This is a genomic window from Streptomyces sp. NPDC007856, from assembly GCF_042868225.1.
Classification (GTDB): domain Bacteria; phylum Actinomycetota; class Actinomycetes; order Streptomycetales; family Streptomycetaceae; genus Streptomyces.
In genome coordinates this window covers 137,460-156,327 of the sequence record NZ_JBIAEC010000001.1, presented here as the reverse complement: position 1 = coordinate 156,327, position 18,868 = coordinate 137,460, and the positions used below count along the sequence as shown (strand labels likewise).

The following is an 18,868-nucleotide window of genomic DNA, read 5'->3' as shown; positions in this document are numbered from 1 at the left end:
TTTGGACAGGGGCACCCGGGAACGTTCCCGGGTGCCCCTGTTCGTTTGTGCGAGCAAGACCACGTACGGGGAAACGGCTACCGGTACGGCAGGGACGTACGGCAGGATCTGGGAATGGAGCGTGTACGTGATCTCTCTGAGCTGCCGAAAGCCCATCTGCACCTGCACTTCACCGGCTCGATGCGGCCGGGGACCGTCCTGGAACTGGCCGACAAGTACGGCGTACGTCTGCCCGAGGCCCTGACGGAGGCGCTGACCAGCGGCGAACCGCCGAAGCTGCGGGCCACCGACGAGCGGGGCTGGTTCCGTTTCCAGCGGCTGTACGACGCGGCGCGCTCCTGCCTGCGCCGGCCGGAGGACATCCAGCGCCTGGTCCGGGAGGCCGCCGAGGAGGACCTGAACGACGGCTCGGGCTGGCTGGAGATCCAGGTGGACCCCACCTCGTACGCACCCCGGCTGGGCGGGCTGATCCCCGCGCTGGAGATCATCCTGGACGCGGTGGAGACCACGTCCCGGGAGACCGGGCTCGGCATGCGCGTGCTCGTCGCCGCCAACCGCATGAAGCACCCTTTGGACGCCCGTACGCTGGCCCGCCTCGCGGTGCGGTACGCCGACCGCGGCGTGGTCGGTTTCGGGCTCTCCAACGACGAGCGGCGGGGCATGGCGCGGGACTTCGACCGGGCCTTCCACATCGCGCGCGAGGGCGGTCTGCTGTCGGCCCCGCACGGCGGCGAGCTGACCGGCCCGGCCTCGGTGCGCGACTGCCTCGACGACCTGCACGCCTCGCGGATCGGGCACGGGGTGCGCGCGGCGGAGGACCCGCGGCTGCTGAAGCGGCTCGCCGACCGGGGCGTGACCTGCGAGGTGTGCCCGGCCTCGAACGTGGCGCTCGGCGTGCACGAGAAGCCCGAGGACGTGCCACTGCGGACCTTCTTCGACGCCGGCGTGCCCATGGCGCTCGGTGCCGACGACCCGCTGCTGTTCGGCTCCCGGCTGGCCGCCCAGTATGAGATCGCCCGGCACGCGCACGGCTTCTCGGACGCCGAACTCGCCGAGCTGGCCCGCCAGTCGGTACGGGGTTCGGCCGCCCCGGAGAACGTCAGGGCGCGGCTGCTGGCCGGCGTGGACGACTGGCTGACCCGGCCGGCCGCATAAGGCGAGCGGCGGGCTCGCCCGGGCGGCTGGACGAGTGCCGGGATCTCCCCCATCAGCCTCGCGTGCGCGAACCAGCCGGCCGTCTCGGCGAACACGTCCCGGCTGCCGAAGAGGAAGAACGTGCACGCGTGCGTGTCGTGCCGCAACTCGTTGCGGAAGCCGGGCCGCGTGTGGCGCTCGCGCCAGGCGGCGGCGTCCCGCGCGGTGGGCGCCTCGTCAGTGCGCCCGGTCAGCGGGGTGCCCGCGCGCGGCTTCCGGCGCAGTTCGGACCGCTGGCCGGCGAGCAGCGGCACACGGACGATCGTGTGCCGGGAGCAGGGGCTGCCGGGGCTGGACGACCCGGTGTTCGTGCGGGCCGGTGCGGGGGCGGAGCGCGCGCGGCCTCAGCCGCACGGACGGGACCCGTGGCAGGCGTTTGTCATGCCCTCAGCGTGAGATTCACGCCGAGGCCTGCGCAGCGGAGATTCCGCCCAGCAGTGTCCGCGCGAGCCGGGCGGCGAAGTCGTCGACCGACGGCCGCTCCCCGGTGGCGGTCGCGTCGTAGGCGAACGCGCGCTGCGCGCAGGCGCCCAGCAGCAGCGAGGCGGCCGCGAAGGTGTCGGCGTCGGCGCGGACCCGGCCGACGGCCTGTTCGGCGCGCAGATAGGCGTCCAGGTCCTGGATGGGCCGGTGCGGTCCGGAGCCGAGCGTGCGCAGGGCGTCGTCGTGGCGCCGCTTGAGCTGGGTCTCGGCGTACAGGGAGGCGGCGATCGGGAAACTCTGCTCGTAGAAGAGCGCGGCCTGGCGGGCGATCTCGGTGAGGTTGCCCTCCAGGGTGCCCTGTCCGGGTTCGGCGGCGAGGCTGTTGAGCAGGGGCGTGAGCCGGGGCAGCCGCTCCGCGAGCACGCGTACGAACAGGTCCTCCTTGCTGTCGAAGTACTTGTAGAGGGCCGCTTCGGAGCAGCCGGCCGCGCGGGCGATCTCCTTGGTGGTGGCGCGGGCGAGTCCGACGGTGAGCATGAGCTCGTGGGCGGCGTCGAGGATGCGGACACGCGCCGGCTTCGGCTCCATGGGCGTCCAATCGGGCTTGACGTGTGGGTGAGTGCTTACCCACTCTAGAGGCAGACAGGTGAGTGAATACTCACCCACCTGTCCCACTCCACCCATCCCGAGTACGGGAGCACTCATGAACCTCACCGTTTTCGGCGCCACCGGCGGCATCGGCCGCGAGATCGTGCGTCAGGCGCTCGGCGCCGGCCACCGGGTGACCGCCGTGGTCCGCGATCCCGCCCGGCTCGACGTCACCGGGGACTCGCTGGAGGTGTTCCGCGCCGACCTCACCGACTCCGAGGAGCTGCGCGCCGCGGTCAGCGGCCGGGACGCGGTCCTCTCCGGCCTGGGCGCGCGCAGCCGCAAGGACGCCGGGGTCGCCACCCGGCTGACCCGGACCGTCCTGCGCGCCATGGAGGCGGAGGGCGTACGGCGGCTGCTCGTGGTCAGCGCCGGCCCCGTCGGCCCCGCCCCCGAGGCCGACGGCGCGCTGGACCGTGCGATGCGCGGCCTGGTGTCGGCCGTCCTGAAGGACGTCTACACCGATCTGCGCGGGATGGAGGCCGAGCTGGCCCGCAGCGGCACGGACTGGACGTCCGTACGGCCGCCGCGGCTGCAGAACAAGCCGCTCACCGGCCGTTACCGCACCGCCGTCGGCGGCTTCCCGCGCAAGGGCCGCTTCATCGCGCGCGCGGACGTGGCGCACGCGATGCTGGCGATGATCGACGACGCGGGGACCGTGAAGCAGGGCGTGGGGGTGGCGTACTAGGCCACTGCCGTTCGTGCCGTCAGAGGCTGACGCCGACCGTCACCGGCTCGTTGACGAGCGTGATCCCGAAGGCCTCGCGCACGCCGCCGACCACCTCGCGGGCCAGGGCCAGCAGGTCCTCGGTGGTGGCGGTGCCCCGGTTGGTGAGGGCGAGGGCGTGCTTGGTGGAGATGCGGGCCGGTCCGGTGCCGTAGCCCTTGGTGAAGCCCGCCTTGTCGATCAGCCAGGCCGCGGAGGTCTTCGTACGGCCCTCCCCCGCCGGGTAGGCGGGCGGCTCCACGCCGTCGCCCAGCCGCTCGCGCACGCGCGCGTGGAACGCGGCGAACTGCTCGTCGCTGAGGATCGGGTTGGTGAAGAAGGACCCGGCGGACCAGGTGTCGTGGTCGTCGGGGTCGAGCACCATGCCCTTCCCCGCGCGCAGCTTCAGCACGGTCTCGCGGGCCTCGGCCAGCGGCACCCGCTCGCCCGGCTCGACGCCGAGCGCGCGGGCCGCCTCGGCGTACTTCACGGGCGCCGAGAGCCCGTCCGCGTCCTCGAGCTCGAAGCGGACGCGCAGCACGACATAGCGCTCGGGGTCGGCCTTGAAGCGGCTGTGGCGGTACGAGAAGGCGCACTCCTCGTTCGTCAGCGTGACGGTCACGCCGGCACGCCGGTCGTAGGCGATGACCTCGGTGATGGTGGAGGAGACCTCCTGGCCGTAGGCGCCCACGTTCTGGATCGGGGTGGCTCCGGCCGATCCCGGGATCCCGGCGAGGCACTCGATCCCCGCGAGCCCGGCCTCGACCGTGCGGGCCACGGCATCCGTCCACACCTCGCCGGCCGCGAGCTCCAGCGTCGTGCCGCGCAGCTCGACACCGCGCGTGGCGATGCGCAGGGCGGTGCCGTCGAAGCCCTTGTCGCCGATGACCAGGTTCGATCCACCGCCGATGACCAGCAGCGGCGTCCCGCTGTCATCGGCCTCACGGACGGCGGCGATCACCTCGGCGTCGGTGGTGGCGGTGACCAGCCGGGCCGCGGGACCGCCCAGCCGGAAGGTGGTCAGCGGGGCGAGGGGGGCGTCGTGGAGTACCTGCACGGGCCCAAGACTACGAGACACCTCCGACAGCACCGCAGCCACGCGGGCGACGGCCGGGGAACTGTGGCGGGAGGCGGTTCCGCCCATGCAGGGCGGGGTGGGCTCCATGCCTTGCCCGCCCACCGACGCGAGCCGGCACACGTGCACGCGCGCGTGGGCTCGTCTCGAAGCCCACGCGCGCGTACCCGACGTACCGCGGCTGCCGACCGGCGGTCTAGCTGAGCCGCCGCTCCGCCTCCTCCCAGCTCACCGGCAACTCGTCGCTGGAGGTCTGCCAGGTGGCGAACGCGGCGTCGCGCATCTGGGAGGCCAGTCCACGGGAGGTGGGCCGGTGGACACCGGAGCGGGCGAAGGCCTTCAGCGCGTCGGCGGACTCCCAGGCGGACAACGTCCAGAAGGTCCGCCGCAGGGGCTGTGCCTTGAGGGATGCCCCGTAGGCGCCGGGTGCCTTGCCGACCTGCCGCCACACGGCCGGGGTGCGGGCGAGGAAGCGGAGCGCGCCCCACAGGGAGCGGGTCTCGAAGCGCGAGGCGAAGACGTGCACCTCGGTGCCCTGCGGCGGGGTGTTCGGCACGATCCAGGGAAGAGCGGGCATCGCGAACTCCATGGGACGAGGGTGGCGGGGTTTCAGCGGGCGGTGCTCTCCAGGGCGGTGCCCGCCGGGGCGGGAGCCTCGGCGGCAGCGGCCTCCAGGGCCGTCGCGGGCGTCCGCGCGTCCCCCGCGGCGAGGCGGGCGGCGGCGCGCCGGGCCGGGATCACCAGGGCCGCGACCGCGGCGAGGGCGACCACCGCCGAGCCGGTGACCAGGGCGGGCCGCAGACCGTCGACGAAGCTCTGCGCAGTCTCGTAGCCGCCCTGTGCGGAGAAGATCGACGACATCACCGCGATGCCGAGCGCGCCGCCCACCTCGCGCAGCGCGTTGTTGGCGCCGGAGGCGATGCCCTGCTCCTGCGGGCGGACGCTGGACATCACCAGGTTGGCGGCCGGCGCGAAGTACAGGGCCATGCCGACCCCGCTGACGAGCAGGGCGGGCAGCTGGGCGGCGTAGGAGGCGTCCGTGGTGGCCACGGCGGCCATGTAACCGAGACCTACGGCCTGCAGGAACAGGCCGGCCGCGACGACCGGGCGGCCGCCGATGCGGTCGGAGAGGATCCCGGCGATCGGCGCGACGAGCATCGGCATGCCGGTCCACGGCAGCATCCTGAGGCCCGCCTCGGTGGGCGAGTAGCCGAGCACGCCCTGCATGTACTGGCTGAGCAGGAAGATCGAGCCGAACATGCCGACGAACATCAGCAGGCTGGCCGCGTTGATGCCGGAGAAGGCGCGGGACCGAAACAGCCGCATCGGCAGCATGGGGTTGGCCGCGCGGGAGCTGTACAGGACGAACCCGGTCAGCAGCGCGCCGCCCGCGAACAGCGCGGTGAGGACCACGGTGTCGGTCCAGCCGTCGGCCGGGCCGCGGACCAGGCCGTAGACGATCCCGAAGAGGCCGCCGCTGGCGAGCAGGGTGCCGGGGACGTCGAGCCGGGCCCCGGTGCCGTGGGACTCGGCGAGGCGCAGCCGGGCGAGCGGCAGCGTGATCAGGCCGAGCGGGACGTTCAGCCAGAAGATCCAGTGCCAGGAGACGTGCTCGGTGAGGCTGCCGCCGATGAGCGGTCCGGAGGCGACGGCGAGTCCGTTGACGGCGCCCCAGATGCCGTACATCATCCCGCGCTTGGCGGCGGGCACGGCCGCGGTCAGCAGGGTCAGCGTGAGCGGCATCATCACGGCCGCGCCGACGCCCTGGACCGCACGGGCGGCGATCAGGGAGCCGATGCCGGGGGCCATGGCCGCGGCGGCGGAGGCACCGGTGAAGACGGCGAGTCCGGCGATGAAGAGCCGGCGGCGCCCGAAGCGGTCACCGAGCGCCGCGCCGAACATCAGCAGGACGGCGAAGGTGAGCGTGTAGGCGCTCACGGTCCACTCGAGGTCGTCCAGCGCGCCGCCGAGGTCCTTGCGGATGGAGGGCAGTGCGGTGGTGACGACGAGGTTGTCGAGGGCCGCCATGAAGCCGGCGACGCTGGTGATGACGAGGGCCCAGGCCGCGCTTCCGCGGCCGGTGCTCGTTGCGGTCTGGTGTGACATCTCTCCCCCAGAGAGCGATCTAGTTAGTTATTGATGACTAACTTTTGCGGCCAGGAAAAGAGGTGGCCGATCCCCCCCCGTTCCGCTACTTCTCCAGCCGCCCGGTGATCCGGGCCGACGGATACATCCCCTGCCAGACCCGGTGTTCGGGTGGAAACCCCATGGCGGTGAGGGTGTTGATGAGCATTCCGTACGCCAGGAAGGTCGTGGTCTCGCCGTCGTCCGCCCCGAGCGGCAGATGGACGGTGTCCCAGAGCTTCATCCAGGAGGCCCGTACGGCCTCGCCGAACTCGTGGTCACCCTCCGCCTCGGCCGCCGCGACCGTGATGTACGTCTGCATCTGCATCTGGAGCTTCTCGGGCTGCTCCGTGATCATCCGCACATAGGCGTTCGCCATGGCATGCAGGGCCTCCTCGCCGTCCAGCCCCTCGGCCGCCGCCTCGAAGACCCGACAGGTGTCCTCCACGCACCGGAGCGACGCGGCGGCGAAGATCGCCTTCTTGCCCGCGAAGAGCCGGAAGAGATACGGCTGCGACACGCCGACGCGGCTCGCGATCGCCTCCGTGGAAGTGCCGTAGTAGCCCTTCTGCGCGAACTCGGCGATCGCCGCGCGAATGACGCTCTCGCGTCGCTCTTCTGCACTCATCCTGGGCATGGAAAGTAAGTTAGTGCTCAATCACTAACTTGGCAAGCTCCTCGGCCCCGGACATACGTAAGGGGCGCCCCACCATGGAGGACGCCCCTTACCGCACTGCTTCCGGTGGTGCCGTCAGGCCAGCCGTACGACCGCCCGGGACATGCCCAGCACCTTCTGGCCGTCACTGGTCGCCGTCAGGTCCACGCGCACGGTGTTGTCGTCCAGCTTTGCCGCGACCTTGCCGCTGACCTCGATCAGCGCGCCCTGGTCGTCGTTCGGCACGACGACGGGCTTGGTGAAGCGGACGCCGTACTCCACGACCGCCCCCGGGTCCCCGGTCCAGTCGGTGACCACGCGGATCGCCTCGGCCATGGTGAACATGCCGTGCGCGATGACGTCCGGCAGGCCGACCTCCTTGGCGAACTTCTCGTTCCAGTGGATCGGGTTGAAGTCCCCGGAGGCACCCGCGTAGCGCACGAGCGTGGCGCGGGTCACTGGGAAGGTCTGCGCCGGCAGTTCGGTGCCGACCTCGACGTCGTCGTACGCGATCTTCGCCGTCATCAGGTCCTCACGCCTCCCCGGCCGCGCGGGCCACGAGCTTGGTCCAGGCGGTCACGACGTGCTCGCCGGCCTCGTCGTGCACCTCACCGCGGATGTCCAGGATGTCGTTGCCCGCGAGGGACTTGATGCCCTCGATGGTGGAGGTGACCGTGAGCCGGTCGCCGGCGCGCACCGGGCGGGTGTAGGCGAACTTCTGGTCGCCGTGCACCACGCGGCTGTAGTCGAGACCGAGCTGCGGGTCCTCGACGATCTGCCCGGCGGCCGGGAAGGTGATGGCGAACACGAACGTCGGCGGGGCGATCACATCGGAATACCCGAGCTGCTTCGCGGCCTCCGGGTCCGTGTAGACCGGATTGGTCTCACCCACCGCCTCGGCGAACTCGCGGATCTTCTCCCGGCCCACCTCATAGGGCGCGGTGGGCGGGTAGGTCCGTCCAACGAAGGACTGGTCGAGCGCCATGGCCCGGCACCTCCTGATGTCTGCTGTGATGGCCCCAAATTAGCCGGAATCCCGCCGGACAATGCGCAGGGGGACGGGTCAGGACCGGCCGCTGAAGCGCGGGTGAAGCCGAAGCGCCGGGGAAGCCGAGGCGCCGGTGAAGCGGTGAAACGCCGCGAGGCCGCCCCCTCGGAAGGGGACGGCCTCGCGAACGAGCCTGTTTATCGCGTCTCGCGGTGCGCGGTGTGCGCGTTGCAGCGAGGGCAGTGCTTCTTCATCTCAAGACGATCCGGGTTGTTACGCCGGTTCTTCTTGGTGATGTAGTTCCGCTCCTTGCACTCCACGCAGGCCAGCGTGATCTTCGGGCGGACGTCGGTGGCAGCCACGTGAGTGCTCCTAAGACGAACGGGTGGACTAATTCAACGCAAGAAAGAGTAGCCGATCGAAGGACCGACCCCGCAATCGGCTACTGTGAGTAGCGGTGACCGGACTTGAACCGGTGACACAGCGATTATGAGCCGCTTGCTCTACCGACTGAGCTACACCGCTGCGATGCGATCGGACCCCGCCTTTCGGCGGGAACCTCTCACACCAGAGCCCCAAAACGGAATCGAACCGTTGACCTTCTCCTTACCATGGAGACGCTCTGCCGACTGAGCTATTGGGGCGAGCGATGAAGACATTACACGGTCCGCCGCCGTTCACCCAAATCCGTATCCGGCGGCCCCGGACCACCCCACCCCAGGGCCCGCAGTGGCCCCACGAGCCCTCGCACGGAGCTGAAGCCGAGGTCCACGCGCGCGTGGACGTCGGCGGGAAGGGCGGGGCCACGTGGGTGCGCGAGACGTGCACCCGCAAGGACGGACCACGCCGGTACGACTATTGCGCTCCTGCGCGCCCGGCGCGGCTCGCCACCCTAGGCTCGACTCGCTCGGCGTGATCTTGGGGTCCGGGCCCCGGTGTCTCACGCGGGCCAACCCGAGCCCCCGCCCCCGATCCTGGAGCGCGATGCCCGACAGCCAGCCGCAGCCCCATCCGCCGTCGAACTCCTCGGGATCCTCGGGCCAGTCCGACCCGGCCGCCCTGCTGCTGTGCGGGGCGCGGCTCACCGACGGCCGGACGGTGGACGTACGGCTGGGCGGCGGGCGCATCGAGGCGGTGGGCACGGCCGGCAGTCTGGCGCCGGGACCCGCCCGGACGGGCGCCACGCGCGTGGACCTGAACGGCTACCTGCTCCTGCCGGCCCCGGCCGAACCGCACGCCCACGGCGACACCGCGCTGTCCGCCGAGCACCCCGGCCCGGCGTCGTACGCCCCCGAGGACGTCCAGCGCCGGGCGACGGAGGCGGCCTTGCTGCAGCTCGGCCACGGGGCGACGGCAGCACGCACGCACGTGCGCGTGGGCGACGTACAAGGGCTCGGCGCGCTGGGCGCGGTCCTGCAGGCGCGGCGCTCGCTGCGGGGGCTCGCCGAGCTGACGACGGTCGCGATGCCACGGCTGCTGACCGGGGTGGCCGGGGCCGACGGGCTGGCGATGCTGCGCGACGCGGTCAAGATGGGCGCCTCCGTGGTGGGCGGCTGCCCCGACCTGGACCCCGATCCCACGGGCTATGTGGAGGCGGTCCTGGAGGTGGCCTCCGAGCACGGCTGCCCGGTGGACCTGCACACGGACGCCTCCGACCCGGCCCGGTTGTCCCGGCTCGCGGCCATGGCCGGGGGCCTGCGCCCCGGCGTGACGATCGGGCCGTGCGCCGGTCTCGCACGCTTCCCCACCGAGGCGGCCTCCCGTGCCGCCGACCAGCTCGCGGCGGCCGGTGTGACGGTCGTGTGCCTGCCTCAGGGTGGCTGCTGCGGAACCGACCGCCGGGGCACCGCTCCGGTACGGCTGCTGCGCGCGGCCGGGGTGCGCGTGTCGGCCGGCAGCGGCGCCCTGCGCGATGCCTCCAACCCGGTCGGTCGCGGCGACCCCCTGGAGGCGGCCTATCTCCTCGCCTCCGCCCACGGCCTGCGCCCGGAGGACGCCTACGACGCCGTGAGCGCATCGGCCCGCGCGGTGCTGGGCCTGCCGGAGGTACGCGTGGAGGCCGGCTTTCCCGCGGACCTCCTCGCCGTACGCGGCAACCGCCTGGCCGGCGCCCTGTCCCTGGCCTACAGCCGGATCGTGGTCCACCGGGGCCGGGTGGTGGCGCGCACGAGCGCGGTGCGCGAGTACTGCAACTCGGCGGCCACGGTGGAACTCGGATTGCCGCGGCAGGGGCGGGGCGAGCTGTCGTGAGGGCGCGTGGTCCGGAGCGCGGTCTGGAGCGCGACCCGAGGGGAGCGCGCGGGTGGGTGTGAGCGCCGGGCGTGCGCTCGTGCGCGCCCGGCGCGGGCCGGTGGGCGCGAGCCCGGCGCGGTGCTGCCACGCCGGTTAACCCGTGCGGCGGATACGCCTCTTCCGGCGTACGGTCGGAATCATGCGCATTGTCATCGCTGGTGGTCATGGACAGATCGCGCTGCGGCTGGAGCGCCTGCTCTCCGCGCGCGGAGACGAGGTCGCGGGGATCATCCGCAAGTCCGAACAGGGCGACGATCTACGCGCGGCCGGCGCCGAACCGGTGCTGCTCGACCTGGAGTCCGCCTTGGTGGAGGAGGTCGCGGCGCATCTGCAGGGCGCCGACGCGGCGGTCTTCGCGGCCGGCGCGGGCCCGGGCAGCGGGGCGGCCCGCAAGGAGACAGTGGACAGGGGCGCGGCGGTGCTGTTCGCGGACGCGGCCGTACGCGCGCGCGTGCGCCGTTTCCTGGTCGTTTCCTCGATGGGCGCGGATCCCGCGCACCGGGGCGACGATGTCTTCGACGCGTATCTGCGCGCCAAGGGCGAGGCGGACGCGTACGTCACCCGCCAGGAGGCCCTGGACTGGACGATCCTGCGCCCCGGCTCGCTGACGGACGACGCCGGCACCGGCCAGGTCCGGCTGGAGGCGCACACCGGGCGCGGCGCGATCCCCCGGGACGATGTGGCGGCCGTGCTCGCGGAGTTGGTGGACACCCCGGCGACGACCGGCCTGACGCTGGAGCTGATCAGCGGATCGACACCGGTGTCGGTGGCGGTGAAGTCGGTGGCCGGGAACTGAGGCCGGCCACCGGCCGTTGAACGGACAGACCCCGCCACCGAGCCCTCAGCACCGCCGGCATGTCGCCCCGTCAGGTCCCCCAACAGCCAAGCCCCACACACGCAAGTCCCCTCCGCGCACCCAAGCCCCTCCACCTCTTCGCGAACTCAGAACAGAGGCAGCTGCCCGGGAAACTCCGGTACGGCGTATCCGTCCAACGCCGACTGGACCGCCCCGAGTTGGGCCTGCTGCCGCGATCCGGCGCAGGAGACGAGTTCCCCGTTCTCCCGCGCCCCGGGCGGGTCGTGCCGCGCGTAACGGCCCGCGACGACGGCGATGTCGCGATGGCACACAGGACAGGTTCTGCGTCGGGAGGACATGCCGTCAGTGTGCCCGCACCGGCGCGGACGCGACACCGCTGTCAGGTGCGGGTCTCGACCTCCCACCGATCGGGGCCCACTCCGCGCCAGTCGATCAGCGGCGAGTCGGCCACCTGCTCCGGCTCGATCTCCAGTCCCGCGCGGCGCAGGAACTCCACGAGGTCCCCCACGTTGTGCGCCAGGCCCAGAATCTCGCCGTCCACGCGGACCCGGCGGCCGCCGGTCGGGGACGGCAGGTGCACGATGATGGGTCGCTTCCCAGCCATGGCTCCAGCATCGTCCGGACCGCCCGGGCCCGCACCCGGACCGGTCATTCCAGTATTCCCAGCACCCTGTCGGGGCGGCACAGCGGGCATGCGGGGACCTCTCCTTCGGTGAGTGCGCGGACCGCCTGCTCCCGGCCGACCGCCTTGGCGCGTCCGCCGGCGCTCGCACAGCCGCCGACGTGGACGTACACCGCCGTGCGGCCGTTCAGTCCGCGCTCGATCAGCCAGTCCGGAGCGGCCTGCCGGACGGCGAGTCGGCGCTGCCGTTCGGCCTCCCGGCGCTCTTCGTCCGCGATCCACCGGTCCATCAGGGCGAGCTGCCGCGCGGCCTGATGTTCGACGACGCGGCGGGCGAAGCGCAGCATGTCGAGACGCGTCAGCGGACGGTCATCGTTCACACGTTCGATTCTAGTGAAGAGATCCGGAAGTGCGACCAGCGGGATACGGCCGAACAGGATTCGCGCGAAACGGCTTCCCCACCGCTGAGACGCGGGTCACACCCCTTCCTGTCACAGCGCACGGGGCCGGTCTGTCCAAGAGGGCGTACGCAGAGGGCGTACACACCGGCAACCGCCCAGGAGTACACCGTGGAAGCTCGTCTGAACGTCATGGCCGCCCCGGTCGCGGCCAAGGTCATGAAGCACATCATCGCCGCGGGCATGGCGCTCTCGGAGTCGACCGTGCCGGCCTCGACGCGCGAACTGATGATGCTCCGCGCGAGCCAGATCAACGGCTGCGCCGGATGCATCGACATGCACACCAAGGAGGCCGCCGCGGCCGGCGAGACCGCCGTACGCCTCCATCTGGTCGCCGCCTGGCGGGAGGCCAAGGTCTTCACCGACGCCGAGCGCGCCGCGCTGGAGCTGACGGAGCAGGGCACCCGCATCGCGGACGCGGCCGGCGGCGTCCCGGACGAGGTCTGGGCGAACGCGGCCAAGTACTACGACGAGGACCAGCTCGCCGACCTGGTGGCCCAGATCGCCGTCATCAATGCCTTCAACCGCGGAAACGTCCTCACCCAGCAGCCCGCCGGCGACTACGAGGCGGGCATGGCCGCCAAGTTCCACTGACGGCAATGACAAGAGCCCCGCGACCTGCTCTCGCAGATCACGGGGCTCTCGTTCCCGTGCGGCCGCGCCGGGATTCGAGCCCGGGAAGGCTGAGCCGGCAGATCTACAGTCCACTCAAGATCAAGACACGCCCTCGCGGACCGGGATCCGGCGAACCGGGTGCTCATCCTGTTCACCACCTCGCTCCCGGTCGGCTCGATCCACCTCCCGCACGCCCGTACACCGAGTCCGCGCAGGCGGGCCGCCCGCTCAGCGCCCGTGCGGTGGGCGAGGCATTCGGCATGAGCGAGCCCTGGGGACGCCCGGCGGATCCTCGCCGTCCCGCGACGACGAGCCCTCCCGCCTCGTCCTGCGAGCCGTCGACACCGCGGCCGTCTGGCAGCCGGCATCCCCGTCTACCGGTGGCACCTGGCTTCCGAGCGGCTGGCCGCAGTCCGACGACTGCGCGCCCTCGGGTTACGGCCCGGTGGGCGGGACTGGCAGGCCGGTCGGAGCGTCCGCGGCGTCGCCGCGGACCGCTGGTCGCCTGCCTTTACTCGATCGAGCAGCCAAAGCCCGTCCGGCCGACGAGGCCCGCCAAATGGGCGACCCCGGCCGAAGCCAACACCGCCCGCCGCAGGTACCCGGAGTGTGGTCGGGATGCCGAATGCGTCATCCCGTCCTCGCTCGGCACGTGCGTGCCGTGCGCCCATCCCGAAGAACAGCGCATCACCTGAACACCGCCCACCCTGAAGGGACTTCCGAGGGAAGACCACGCGACACCGCACTCTTGTCGCCTGCGACCTGCCGGCCGGGATGCCCGTACTCGCCCCCACCGGCCGCCGCCGCTGCCTCCACTTCGCCCGGCACTGACCCTTCGCCCACGTGATCACCGGCGCGTTCGCGCGCCTGCAAACCCCTGCCGAACTCCGGCTGGCCAGCCGAAACGCTCTGCCTCTACGACCGGCAAGCCGAAGCGGTTTTACCAGACAAACTGACGGACCGTCATGAAAAGTGGCGGCTAATTACTTTATCGCGAGGCCTCCAGAGGCGCCATCGGCGCTGAGCCACGTGTTGCAGGCATGTCAGCGTCTGGCCTAACTCCGCAGGTCGAACCGTTATCGCACGCAGTTCGCGCGGAAAGCGTGATGAGGCTGGATGCGGATCAACGTTTGCATTCTCGAACCGATCGGACAGTTCCCTCGGCTATGCGAGGAGAGAGGACACAAAATGTTTCCGAAGCGCAAGGTGACGCGCAATTGGCGCCAAGACGAGGGCGCTCCCTCGCGTCGCCCCCGCCTGGGTGCGAAGGCGGCGGCCGTGATCGTGCTCGGCAGCGGGGTAGGTCTCTGGTCAGTGCCCATGGCGCACGCCGCAGATCATGATTCGCTCAAGACCTTCCGCTCAAGCGGTACCTTCGCCGCCCCCAAGGATGACGCAGACGTCGACGCTGCCGACGAACGCGCCAACGCCAAGGAAGACGCGAACGACGAGGCTACCCACGACCACGCGAAGGACAAGGAAGGCGCGAACCACGAGCGCGCGAACGCCAAGGAAGACGAAGACGACGACCGCGCGAACGCCAAGGAAGACGAAGACGACGACGCTACCCACGACCGCACGAAGGCCAAGGAAGGCGCGAACCACGAGCGCGCGAACGCCAAGGAAGACGAGGACGACGACCGCGCGAACGCCAAGGAAGACGAAGACGACGACGCTACCCACGACTGGGGGAAGGCCAAGGACGACGCGGACGACGAGTCTACTCACGACTGGGCGGACTTCGACGAGGACGGCTTCCATATCACCGTCATCGTCAACAACAACAATAACAACAACAACGCCGGCAACCCGAACAACAACAACAATAACAACAACAACCTCGGTCGCACCAAGACCACCTGATTTCACGGTCTGGGTGGATGGAAAAGCCATCCACCCAGACTGCCGAGTGGCCGCCCGTCCCGATTTTCACGACTCCAGGGTCGGGAATATGAGTCAGCCAGGGCGTTGAGTTCCGGGCCGGAAAATGCGCGGAGCCGCGAACCCCTCTTGACCACCACCCTGGCCGCCCTCGTCGACGGGCTCTGCCGAAGACGGCAGGTGGAAGAGGACTTCCAGCCGGCCAAGGGCGTCTACGGCTCGCCACTGCCGTCCTGGCCGTCACCCGCGCCCGCGTCACGACGGCCGACCCTGTCGGCGAGCTCGTCCCCGGCAGCAGCCGCGCACTCCTCCGGCTCTTGAAGATCTTCCAGGATTCGAGCCTGGGAGGGCTGAGCCGGCAGATTTACAGACTCCGGTGAACGATCACGCACAACGGGACGTCTGTGCAGGTCAGTTGCCCTGATCGTCGGACTCGGAAACGGCGCCTTTCTCTTCGTGCAACGTCCGTGCCACGTCACCCTTCACCCGCTTGGCCTTCCTGGCACGAGCGCGCTTGGCCCTCTCGTGATCGGCGTTGAGCTCATATGCGATCTCCGCGTCCTGACCATCCCGTGACCGCGCGCAGTGACGCGTGGTCACGCTCGCGTTGGCGTGGCCCAGCCGCTTGGCCGCAGCCATGACGCCGTGCCGATCGGCCACCTGGGAAGCGTGCGTCGCTCGGAGGTCCTGCGGGGTGACGTCCTTCAGTCCGGCGCGCTCCACAGCCTTGTCGAAGTGCGTCCGGCGCCAAGAGTTGTACGGAGAGAGCGCCCGGTGCGACCGAGGAATAGCAGCGCCTCCGGTTCATCCGCCACACGCGAGGTGAGGTGCTCCTGGAGCTCAAGGTTGTGGGTTCCTGCCGGAAACAGCAGTTCGGGGCGGTATCGGATCCATGCCCTGGGTAGGCCACGGCCGCGATACGGTGCAACTTCCATGAAGGGGGGCCGTGATGGAAGACCAGGTCTGGCAGTTGCGTCGAGGTCACGAGGTCGTCGGCGTGCTCACACTCGAAGCCGTCGATATGTTCTGGACCGGCTGCCGGTTCGAGCCCTCAACTGGCTGGCCGACCCTCAAGCCGTTCATTGACGCATCGCGGGCTGCATGGGAGCGGAAGGACGAGGACGCGGCCATCGCGGCTGACGAGGCCATCTATGCGCTTGGCCTCGAATTGGTGCCCGAAAGTGGGGGTGAGGTCATCAGAGACTCCCTGCTGCGGATCGACGGCTATACCGCACGCTTCCGGTACTGAGTCGTTGGCCCGTCTCTGGGCCGTCCGAGGCTCGGCGGCGGGCGGAAGAGGCTTTGGCAGGGCATTGTGAGGCGGGCCGAGCCCCTAGCGGTCGGGCGACCCTTGTCAAGACCAGGTGCAGGGGCTGACACCAGCGGCTGACACCAACAAGCACGAACAGCAGCGGCCAGCGCCGGACCTCAGTGGACGATTGCCCGAGGCGCAGGGGCCGTTGGCCGATGTCGACAGACCCCCGTGATCGACCTGATAAGGATGAGGCTAGATCTCAAAGTCTGTGCCAGCGTCGGCGTCGTGATCGACCGATGGATGGCACCCCGTGAGGACGCGGGCGCAGTCGTGTGCGTCGGATGACCAGCACGGCCACGTCGTCGGCGTGGTCTACCGCGACCGCGGTGTCGAGGATGCGGTCGGCGGTCTCCTCGGCGTCCAGTCCGTCGTGGAGGGCCGCGCCTGCCAGTGTTCCGGCTCGCTCCAGTCCGGCGTCCAACGTCAGGCCCGGTCCTTCGACCACCCCGTCGGTGACCATGACCAGCGCACTGTCCTCGTCCAGGGTGAAGGTCTCCTCGCGGTACTCGGTGCCGGGCACGACTCCCAGGACCGGCCCGCCCGGCAGCTCATGGATGCTGTGGCTGCCGTCCGTGCGCGCGCACAGCACCGGCACATGGCCGGCACTGGCGCCAGTGACCTGTCCGTCGCGCGGGTCGAGATGCAGCATGGTGCAGCTGGCGAATCGAGCCACGCCCATCGTGACGAGCAGTTCGTTGGTGCGCATCAGCACGGTTGCGGGATCCGGTTCGTGGGCGGCGATCGCGCGCATGGAGGCGCGCACCTGTCCCATGGCTGCGGCGGCGTTCACGTCGTGCCCTTGAGCGTCGCCGATCTCCAGGGCCACCGCGCCGTCGGGCAGTACGAAGGCGTCGTACCAGTCTCCGCCGATGTCCAGCCCGGCGCGGCTGGGTGTGTAGCGGGCGGCGACCTCCAGGCCGGCGAGGTGCTCGGGCAGTGTGGGGAGCATGGTCTGCTGCAGCGCCGTGGCCAGCTCGACTCGTGCCTGCTGCGACCTGATGCGCCGCAGTGCCTGGCCCGCCAGGTCGGCCAGCGTACCCATGAGGGTCCGCTCGTCCAGGGACGGTTGGTGTCCGCTGCCGTAGAACACCATCCACGCCCCGAGTGGCTGATTGCCGGGCTCGCCGAGGGGGGTGATGGAGGTGGTGTAGTCGGAGCCGAGCCGGGCGAGGTGCGGAAATCCGGCCCCGTGTGGCCAGCGGCGGATGTAGTCCTCCCGGTCGGGGATGAACTGTGGCTTGCCGGCGCGTATCGCCTCGGGCAGCGGGCTCGGACGGTCCAGCGGCAGGCCGTGCAGGGACTCGACGTCCCCCATGGCTACTCGGGCATCGGTGGAGACGCGCAGGCGGCCTTCGTCGACGAGTGCGAGCAGGGCACCGGTACCGCCGAATGTCGCGGCGAGCCGGGTCAGGACGACCTGCTGCAGTTCCTGCTCCGTGGCCGCGGTGATCAAGGCGGAGGAGAAGTCGGCGGTGTCTTTGGCGCGCTGTCGCTCGGCAGCCAGCGCGGCCTGCGCCTTCTCCTTGAGCTTCGCCTTCTTGGTCTCGTCGCGAACCACCCCGAAGATCCGCTCGGGGCCCCCATACCCCAACTGGATCCGACGAGTCTGAACGGTCAGTTGGTGCCAGCCGTCGTGCGGGGTGAGGTACCGGTACCTCACCCAGGCGGACTGGGCGGGGGCCGGGCGCAGGAGCTGCCCGAAGGCCTCCCGGTCGTCAGGGTGCACGGCCGACATCACTCGGGAGAGTGGCGCGGTGAGATCCGGGTAGAGCGCGACCAGGGCGGGTGCGCCACCGAGCCACTCCAGCTGGTGCCCCTGGGGTGAATACATCCACAGGCCGAGGTTGGCAGCCTCGGTGGCCAGCCGGAACGGGATCAACAGGCTCGTCACGTCGTTGCGCGCATCCAGGGCGTGCACCCAAACCAGCTGCTCGCCACTTGCCGGATCCTTCGCTTGCCGTGCCTCGAGCAAGGAGGCAATGGGTGCTCCACCTGGCCCGGGGAACTCCAGCACCCGCATCGCGACCATCTTCGTCCCGGCGGCGTGGGCCACGAGGCTCTCGGCCGACATCCGCTGGCTTGCGGGCAACAGATCACCGAAGCCACGTCCCAGGCACTGCTCCGCCGGCCTGCCCAGCGCTGCGGCCATCGCAGGGTTGAGGCTGCGGATGGCACCTTCCAGCGTCAGCAGAGCCGACGGGTCAGCACTTCGAAGGAGTTCGTCCGTGGCGTCCATCTGAGGTTCCCTGGAATACACCAAAACAGCCTCTTCAAGATGATTGTCGCATTTTTCTCGGCGACGTCTCGATAAGCCGAGGGCTCCGGGAGCGAGGTTGGCCACTGCTGCCACGTACGCCGGGTGCGGGCATGATGTGGTCTCAGTTTTGGTCTCATTCGTCGGTGGCCGGAGCCGTTCAGGGGCGTACACGTCAGCCGTCTGGAGCGCAGTGGTGAACGAGCATGGACAAGGCCGAACGCTGTCCCGACCAGGAGGAACACACCTCGAAAGCGAGTGCGTCACCCACCTAGCCCGCGGTCCCGGCGGTGAGCCGGACTGCCTGGCGACACCGGGAAACACTGAGCGCGTGAGACCGGCGCAACTCCTGCGTGATCAAGGTCATGCTGCGCCCGACAAGTGTGACCGAACGCGGGACGCGGCGGGCCTAGGGCGCCACGATCACCCGTGCCCGCTGCGTGCCCGAAGCGGCGGGGAACCACGGGGAGCGGCGGATAACCACAGGGGTCAGAAAAGAGACCAGCCCCTGACCAAACTTGCTGGTCAGGGGCTGATTCCCACTAGCGTGGCGGCGCCAGGATTCGAACCTGGGAAGGCTGAGCCGGCAGATTTACAGTCTGCTCCCTTTGGCCGCTCGGGCACACCGCCGGGGTTGGCCACCAGATCGAACCGCTTTTTGGCGGTGCCCCCTGGCGACGACGTAAACAATACCCGATACACGGGGGTGCTTCGCCACCCGGTTGATCTCCACCCCTCGGCTCGTGGGGTGACTAGGCTGGTGCGGATGCGGCCCGGTATGACGCCGGGCCCGGCGGCCGC

Annotated in this window: 21 protein-coding genes, 3 tRNA genes and 1 pseudogene; 9 read left to right on the top strand and 16 right to left on the bottom strand. The window is 70.5% G+C overall.

The window, feature by feature from the left end:
- Positions 1-114: 114 nt before the first annotated feature.
- Positions 115-1,155, top strand: a complete 1,041-nt coding sequence (locus ACFYOH_RS00800) for an adenosine deaminase (RefSeq protein WP_388619566.1) — start codon at positions 115-117, stop codon at positions 1,153-1,155.
- Between the two features lie 438 nt (positions 1,156-1,593).
- On the opposite strand, the gene ACFYOH_RS00795 is transcribed toward ACFYOH_RS00800, so the two are convergent.
- On the bottom strand, positions 1,594-2,205 hold the full coding sequence (locus tag ACFYOH_RS00795) for a TetR/AcrR family transcriptional regulator (protein ID WP_388619563.1): 612 nt from the start codon (positions 2,203-2,205) through the stop codon (positions 1,594-1,596).
- A 115-nt stretch (positions 2,206-2,320) separates the two neighbouring features.
- Here ACFYOH_RS00795 and ACFYOH_RS00790 point away from each other — a divergent pair, with 115 nt between their 5' ends.
- Positions 2,321-2,953 (top strand): NAD(P)-dependent oxidoreductase, encoded by a 633-nt coding sequence (locus ACFYOH_RS00790; protein ID WP_388619560.1) that lies wholly within the window; start codon positions 2,321-2,323, stop codon positions 2,951-2,953.
- A gap of 19 nt (positions 2,954-2,972) precedes the next feature.
- Here the strand turns inward: ACFYOH_RS00790 and ACFYOH_RS00785 are convergent, their stop codons facing one another.
- The 9 genes from ACFYOH_RS00785 to ACFYOH_RS00745 all read right to left on the bottom strand — a co-directional run bounded on the left by ACFYOH_RS00785 (position 2,973) and on the right by ACFYOH_RS00745 (position 8,457).
- Positions 2,973-4,115 (bottom strand): UDP-N-acetylmuramate dehydrogenase, encoded by a 1,143-nt coding sequence (locus ACFYOH_RS00785; protein WP_388619559.1) that lies wholly within the window; start codon positions 4,113-4,115, stop codon positions 2,973-2,975.
- Between the two features lie 127 nt (positions 4,116-4,242).
- Positions 4,243-4,623 (bottom strand): DUF3291 domain-containing protein, encoded by a 381-nt coding sequence (locus tag ACFYOH_RS00780; RefSeq protein ID WP_388621017.1) that lies wholly within the window; start codon positions 4,621-4,623, stop codon positions 4,243-4,245.
- 32 nt (positions 4,624-4,655) lie between these two features.
- On the bottom strand, positions 4,656-6,152 hold the full coding sequence (locus ACFYOH_RS00775; protein ID WP_388619556.1) for a DHA2 family efflux MFS transporter permease subunit: 1,497 nt from the start codon (positions 6,150-6,152) through the stop codon (positions 4,656-4,658).
- 85 nt (positions 6,153-6,237) lie between these two features.
- Complete coding sequence (locus ACFYOH_RS00770) at positions 6,238-6,807, bottom strand: TetR/AcrR family transcriptional regulator (RefSeq protein ID WP_388619553.1); 570 nt, start codon at positions 6,805-6,807, stop codon at positions 6,238-6,240.
- Between the two features lie 114 nt (positions 6,808-6,921).
- Positions 6,922-7,350, bottom strand: coding sequence for a MaoC family dehydratase (locus ACFYOH_RS00765; RefSeq protein ID WP_388619550.1), 429 nt, complete (start codon positions 7,348-7,350; stop codon positions 6,922-6,924).
- Positions 7,351-7,357: 7 nt separating this feature from the next.
- The gene (locus tag ACFYOH_RS00760; RefSeq protein ID WP_388619547.1) at positions 7,358-7,810 is read right to left on the bottom strand and encodes a MaoC family dehydratase N-terminal domain-containing protein; all 453 of its coding nucleotides are present in this window, start codon (positions 7,808-7,810) and stop codon (positions 7,358-7,360) included.
- A gap of 200 nt (positions 7,811-8,010) precedes the next feature.
- Positions 8,011-8,175, bottom strand: a complete 165-nt coding sequence (gene rpmG / locus ACFYOH_RS00755; RefSeq protein ID WP_003948671.1) for a 50S ribosomal protein L33 — start codon at positions 8,173-8,175, stop codon at positions 8,011-8,013.
- 90 nt (positions 8,176-8,265) lie between these two features.
- Positions 8,266-8,338 (bottom strand) — tRNA-Met (locus ACFYOH_RS00750).
- Between the two features lie 46 nt (positions 8,339-8,384).
- Positions 8,385-8,457, bottom strand: a tRNA-Thr gene (locus tag ACFYOH_RS00745).
- Between the two features lie 340 nt (positions 8,458-8,797).
- On the opposite strand from ACFYOH_RS00745, the gene ACFYOH_RS00740 reads away from it, so the two are divergent.
- Positions 8,798-10,063, top strand: a complete 1,266-nt coding sequence (locus tag ACFYOH_RS00740) for an amidohydrolase family protein (protein WP_388619546.1) — start codon at positions 8,798-8,800, stop codon at positions 10,061-10,063.
- 181 nt (positions 10,064-10,244) lie between these two features.
- Positions 10,245-10,901 carry an SDR family oxidoreductase gene (locus ACFYOH_RS00735; RefSeq protein WP_388619543.1) on the top strand — a complete coding sequence of 219 codons (657 nt, stop codon included), beginning with the start codon at positions 10,245-10,247 and terminating at the stop codon, positions 10,899-10,901.
- A 146-nt stretch (positions 10,902-11,047) separates the two neighbouring features.
- On the opposite strand, the gene ACFYOH_RS00730 is transcribed toward ACFYOH_RS00735, so the two are convergent.
- The 3 genes from ACFYOH_RS00730 to ACFYOH_RS00720 are packed head-to-tail and all read right to left on the bottom strand — an operon-like array spanning position 11,048 to position 11,924.
- On the bottom strand, positions 11,048-11,260 hold the full coding sequence (locus ACFYOH_RS00730) for a hypothetical protein (RefSeq protein ID WP_388619540.1): 213 nt from the start codon (positions 11,258-11,260) through the stop codon (positions 11,048-11,050).
- 41 nt (positions 11,261-11,301) lie between these two features.
- Entirely contained in the window at positions 11,302-11,526 is a 225-nt protein-coding gene (locus tag ACFYOH_RS00725; RefSeq protein ID WP_388619537.1) for a hypothetical protein, read from the bottom strand.
- Positions 11,527-11,570: 44 nt separating this feature from the next.
- The gene (locus tag ACFYOH_RS00720; RefSeq protein ID WP_388619534.1) at positions 11,571-11,924 is read right to left on the bottom strand and encodes a DUF6233 domain-containing protein; all 354 of its coding nucleotides are present in this window, start codon (positions 11,922-11,924) and stop codon (positions 11,571-11,573) included.
- Between the two features lie 189 nt (positions 11,925-12,113).
- On the opposite strand from ACFYOH_RS00720, the gene ACFYOH_RS00715 reads away from it, so the two are divergent.
- The 4 genes and pseudogenes from ACFYOH_RS00715 (at position 12,114) to ACFYOH_RS00700 (ending at position 14,819) form a co-directional block, all read left to right on the top strand.
- Positions 12,114-12,596: a carboxymuconolactone decarboxylase family protein gene (locus ACFYOH_RS00715; RefSeq protein ID WP_388619532.1), complete on the top strand. Its 483-nt coding sequence runs from the start codon at positions 12,114-12,116 to the stop codon at positions 12,594-12,596.
- 375 nt (positions 12,597-12,971) lie between these two features.
- Positions 12,972-13,312, top strand: a pseudogene (locus ACFYOH_RS00710) (RRQRL motif-containing zinc-binding protein).
- A 493-nt stretch (positions 13,313-13,805) separates the two neighbouring features.
- Positions 13,806-14,480 carry a hypothetical protein gene (locus tag ACFYOH_RS00705; protein ID WP_388619529.1) on the top strand — a complete coding sequence of 225 codons (675 nt, stop codon included), beginning with the start codon at positions 13,806-13,808 and terminating at the stop codon, positions 14,478-14,480.
- A gap of 147 nt (positions 14,481-14,627) precedes the next feature.
- Positions 14,628-14,819: a hypothetical protein gene (locus ACFYOH_RS00700; RefSeq protein WP_388619527.1), complete on the top strand. Its 192-nt coding sequence runs from the start codon at positions 14,628-14,630 to the stop codon at positions 14,817-14,819.
- 90 nt (positions 14,820-14,909) lie between these two features.
- Here ACFYOH_RS00700 and ACFYOH_RS00695 read toward each other — a convergent pair whose 3' ends face one another.
- Positions 14,910-15,158 carry a hypothetical protein gene (locus tag ACFYOH_RS00695; protein ID WP_388619524.1) on the bottom strand — a complete coding sequence of 83 codons (249 nt, stop codon included), beginning with the start codon at positions 15,156-15,158 and terminating at the stop codon, positions 14,910-14,912.
- Between the two features lie 289 nt (positions 15,159-15,447).
- Here ACFYOH_RS00695 and ACFYOH_RS00690 point away from each other — a divergent pair, with 289 nt between their 5' ends.
- On the top strand, positions 15,448-15,747 hold the full coding sequence (locus ACFYOH_RS00690; protein ID WP_388619521.1) for a hypothetical protein: 300 nt from the start codon (positions 15,448-15,450) through the stop codon (positions 15,745-15,747).
- A 265-nt stretch (positions 15,748-16,012) separates the two neighbouring features.
- Here the strand turns inward: ACFYOH_RS00690 and ACFYOH_RS00685 are convergent, their stop codons facing one another.
- Complete coding sequence (locus ACFYOH_RS00685; RefSeq protein ID WP_388619518.1) at positions 16,013-18,049, bottom strand: SpoIIE family protein phosphatase; 2,037 nt, start codon at positions 18,047-18,049, stop codon at positions 16,013-16,015.
- Positions 18,050-18,615: 566 nt separating this feature from the next.
- Positions 18,616-18,697: transfer RNA gene (locus ACFYOH_RS00680), tRNA-Tyr, on the bottom strand.
- Between the last annotated feature and the right edge of the window lie 171 nt (positions 18,698-18,868).

Bases quoted from the DNA above. Each gene is read 5' to 3' on its own strand.
- ACFYOH_RS00785 (WP_388619559.1), bottom strand. From the start codon at position 4,115: ATGGGCGGAACCGCCTCCCGCCACAGTTCCCCGGCCGTCGCCCGCGTG.
- ACFYOH_RS00725 (WP_388619537.1), bottom strand. From the start codon at position 11,526: ATGGCTGGGAAGCGACCCATCATCGTGCACCTGCCGTCCCCGACCGGC.
- ACFYOH_RS00765 (WP_388619550.1), bottom strand. From the start codon at position 7,350: ATGACGGCGAAGATCGCGTACGACGACGTCGAGGTCGGCACCGAACTG.
- ACFYOH_RS00780 (WP_388621017.1), bottom strand. From the start codon at position 4,623: ATGCCCGCTCTTCCCTGGATCGTGCCGAACACCCCGCCGCAGGGCACC.
- ACFYOH_RS00740 (WP_388619546.1), top strand. From the start codon at position 8,798: ATGCCCGACAGCCAGCCGCAGCCCCATCCGCCGTCGAACTCCTCGGGA.
- ACFYOH_RS00795 (WP_388619563.1), bottom strand. From the start codon at position 2,205: ATGGAGCCGAAGCCGGCGCGTGTCCGCATCCTCGACGCCGCCCACGAG.
- ACFYOH_RS00730 (WP_388619540.1), bottom strand. From the start codon at position 11,260: ATGTCCTCCCGACGCAGAACCTGTCCTGTGTGCCATCGCGACATCGCC.
- ACFYOH_RS00790 (WP_388619560.1), top strand. From the start codon at position 2,321: ATGAACCTCACCGTTTTCGGCGCCACCGGCGGCATCGGCCGCGAGATC.
- ACFYOH_RS00735 (WP_388619543.1), top strand. From the start codon at position 10,245: ATGCGCATTGTCATCGCTGGTGGTCATGGACAGATCGCGCTGCGGCTG.
- ACFYOH_RS00690 (WP_388619521.1), top strand. From the start codon at position 15,448: ATGGAAGACCAGGTCTGGCAGTTGCGTCGAGGTCACGAGGTCGTCGGC.
- ACFYOH_RS00770 (WP_388619553.1), bottom strand. From the start codon at position 6,807: ATGCCCAGGATGAGTGCAGAAGAGCGACGCGAGAGCGTCATTCGCGCG.
- ACFYOH_RS00760 (WP_388619547.1), bottom strand. From the start codon at position 7,810: ATGGCGCTCGACCAGTCCTTCGTTGGACGGACCTACCCGCCCACCGCG.
- ACFYOH_RS00685 (WP_388619518.1), bottom strand. From the start codon at position 18,049: ATGGACGCCACGGACGAACTCCTTCGAAGTGCTGACCCGTCGGCTCTG.
- ACFYOH_RS00775 (WP_388619556.1), bottom strand. From the start codon at position 6,152: ATGTCACACCAGACCGCAACGAGCACCGGCCGCGGAAGCGCGGCCTGG.
- ACFYOH_RS00705 (WP_388619529.1), top strand. From the start codon at position 13,806: ATGTTTCCGAAGCGCAAGGTGACGCGCAATTGGCGCCAAGACGAGGGC.
- ACFYOH_RS00800 (WP_388619566.1), top strand. From the start codon at position 115: ATGGAGCGTGTACGTGATCTCTCTGAGCTGCCGAAAGCCCATCTGCAC.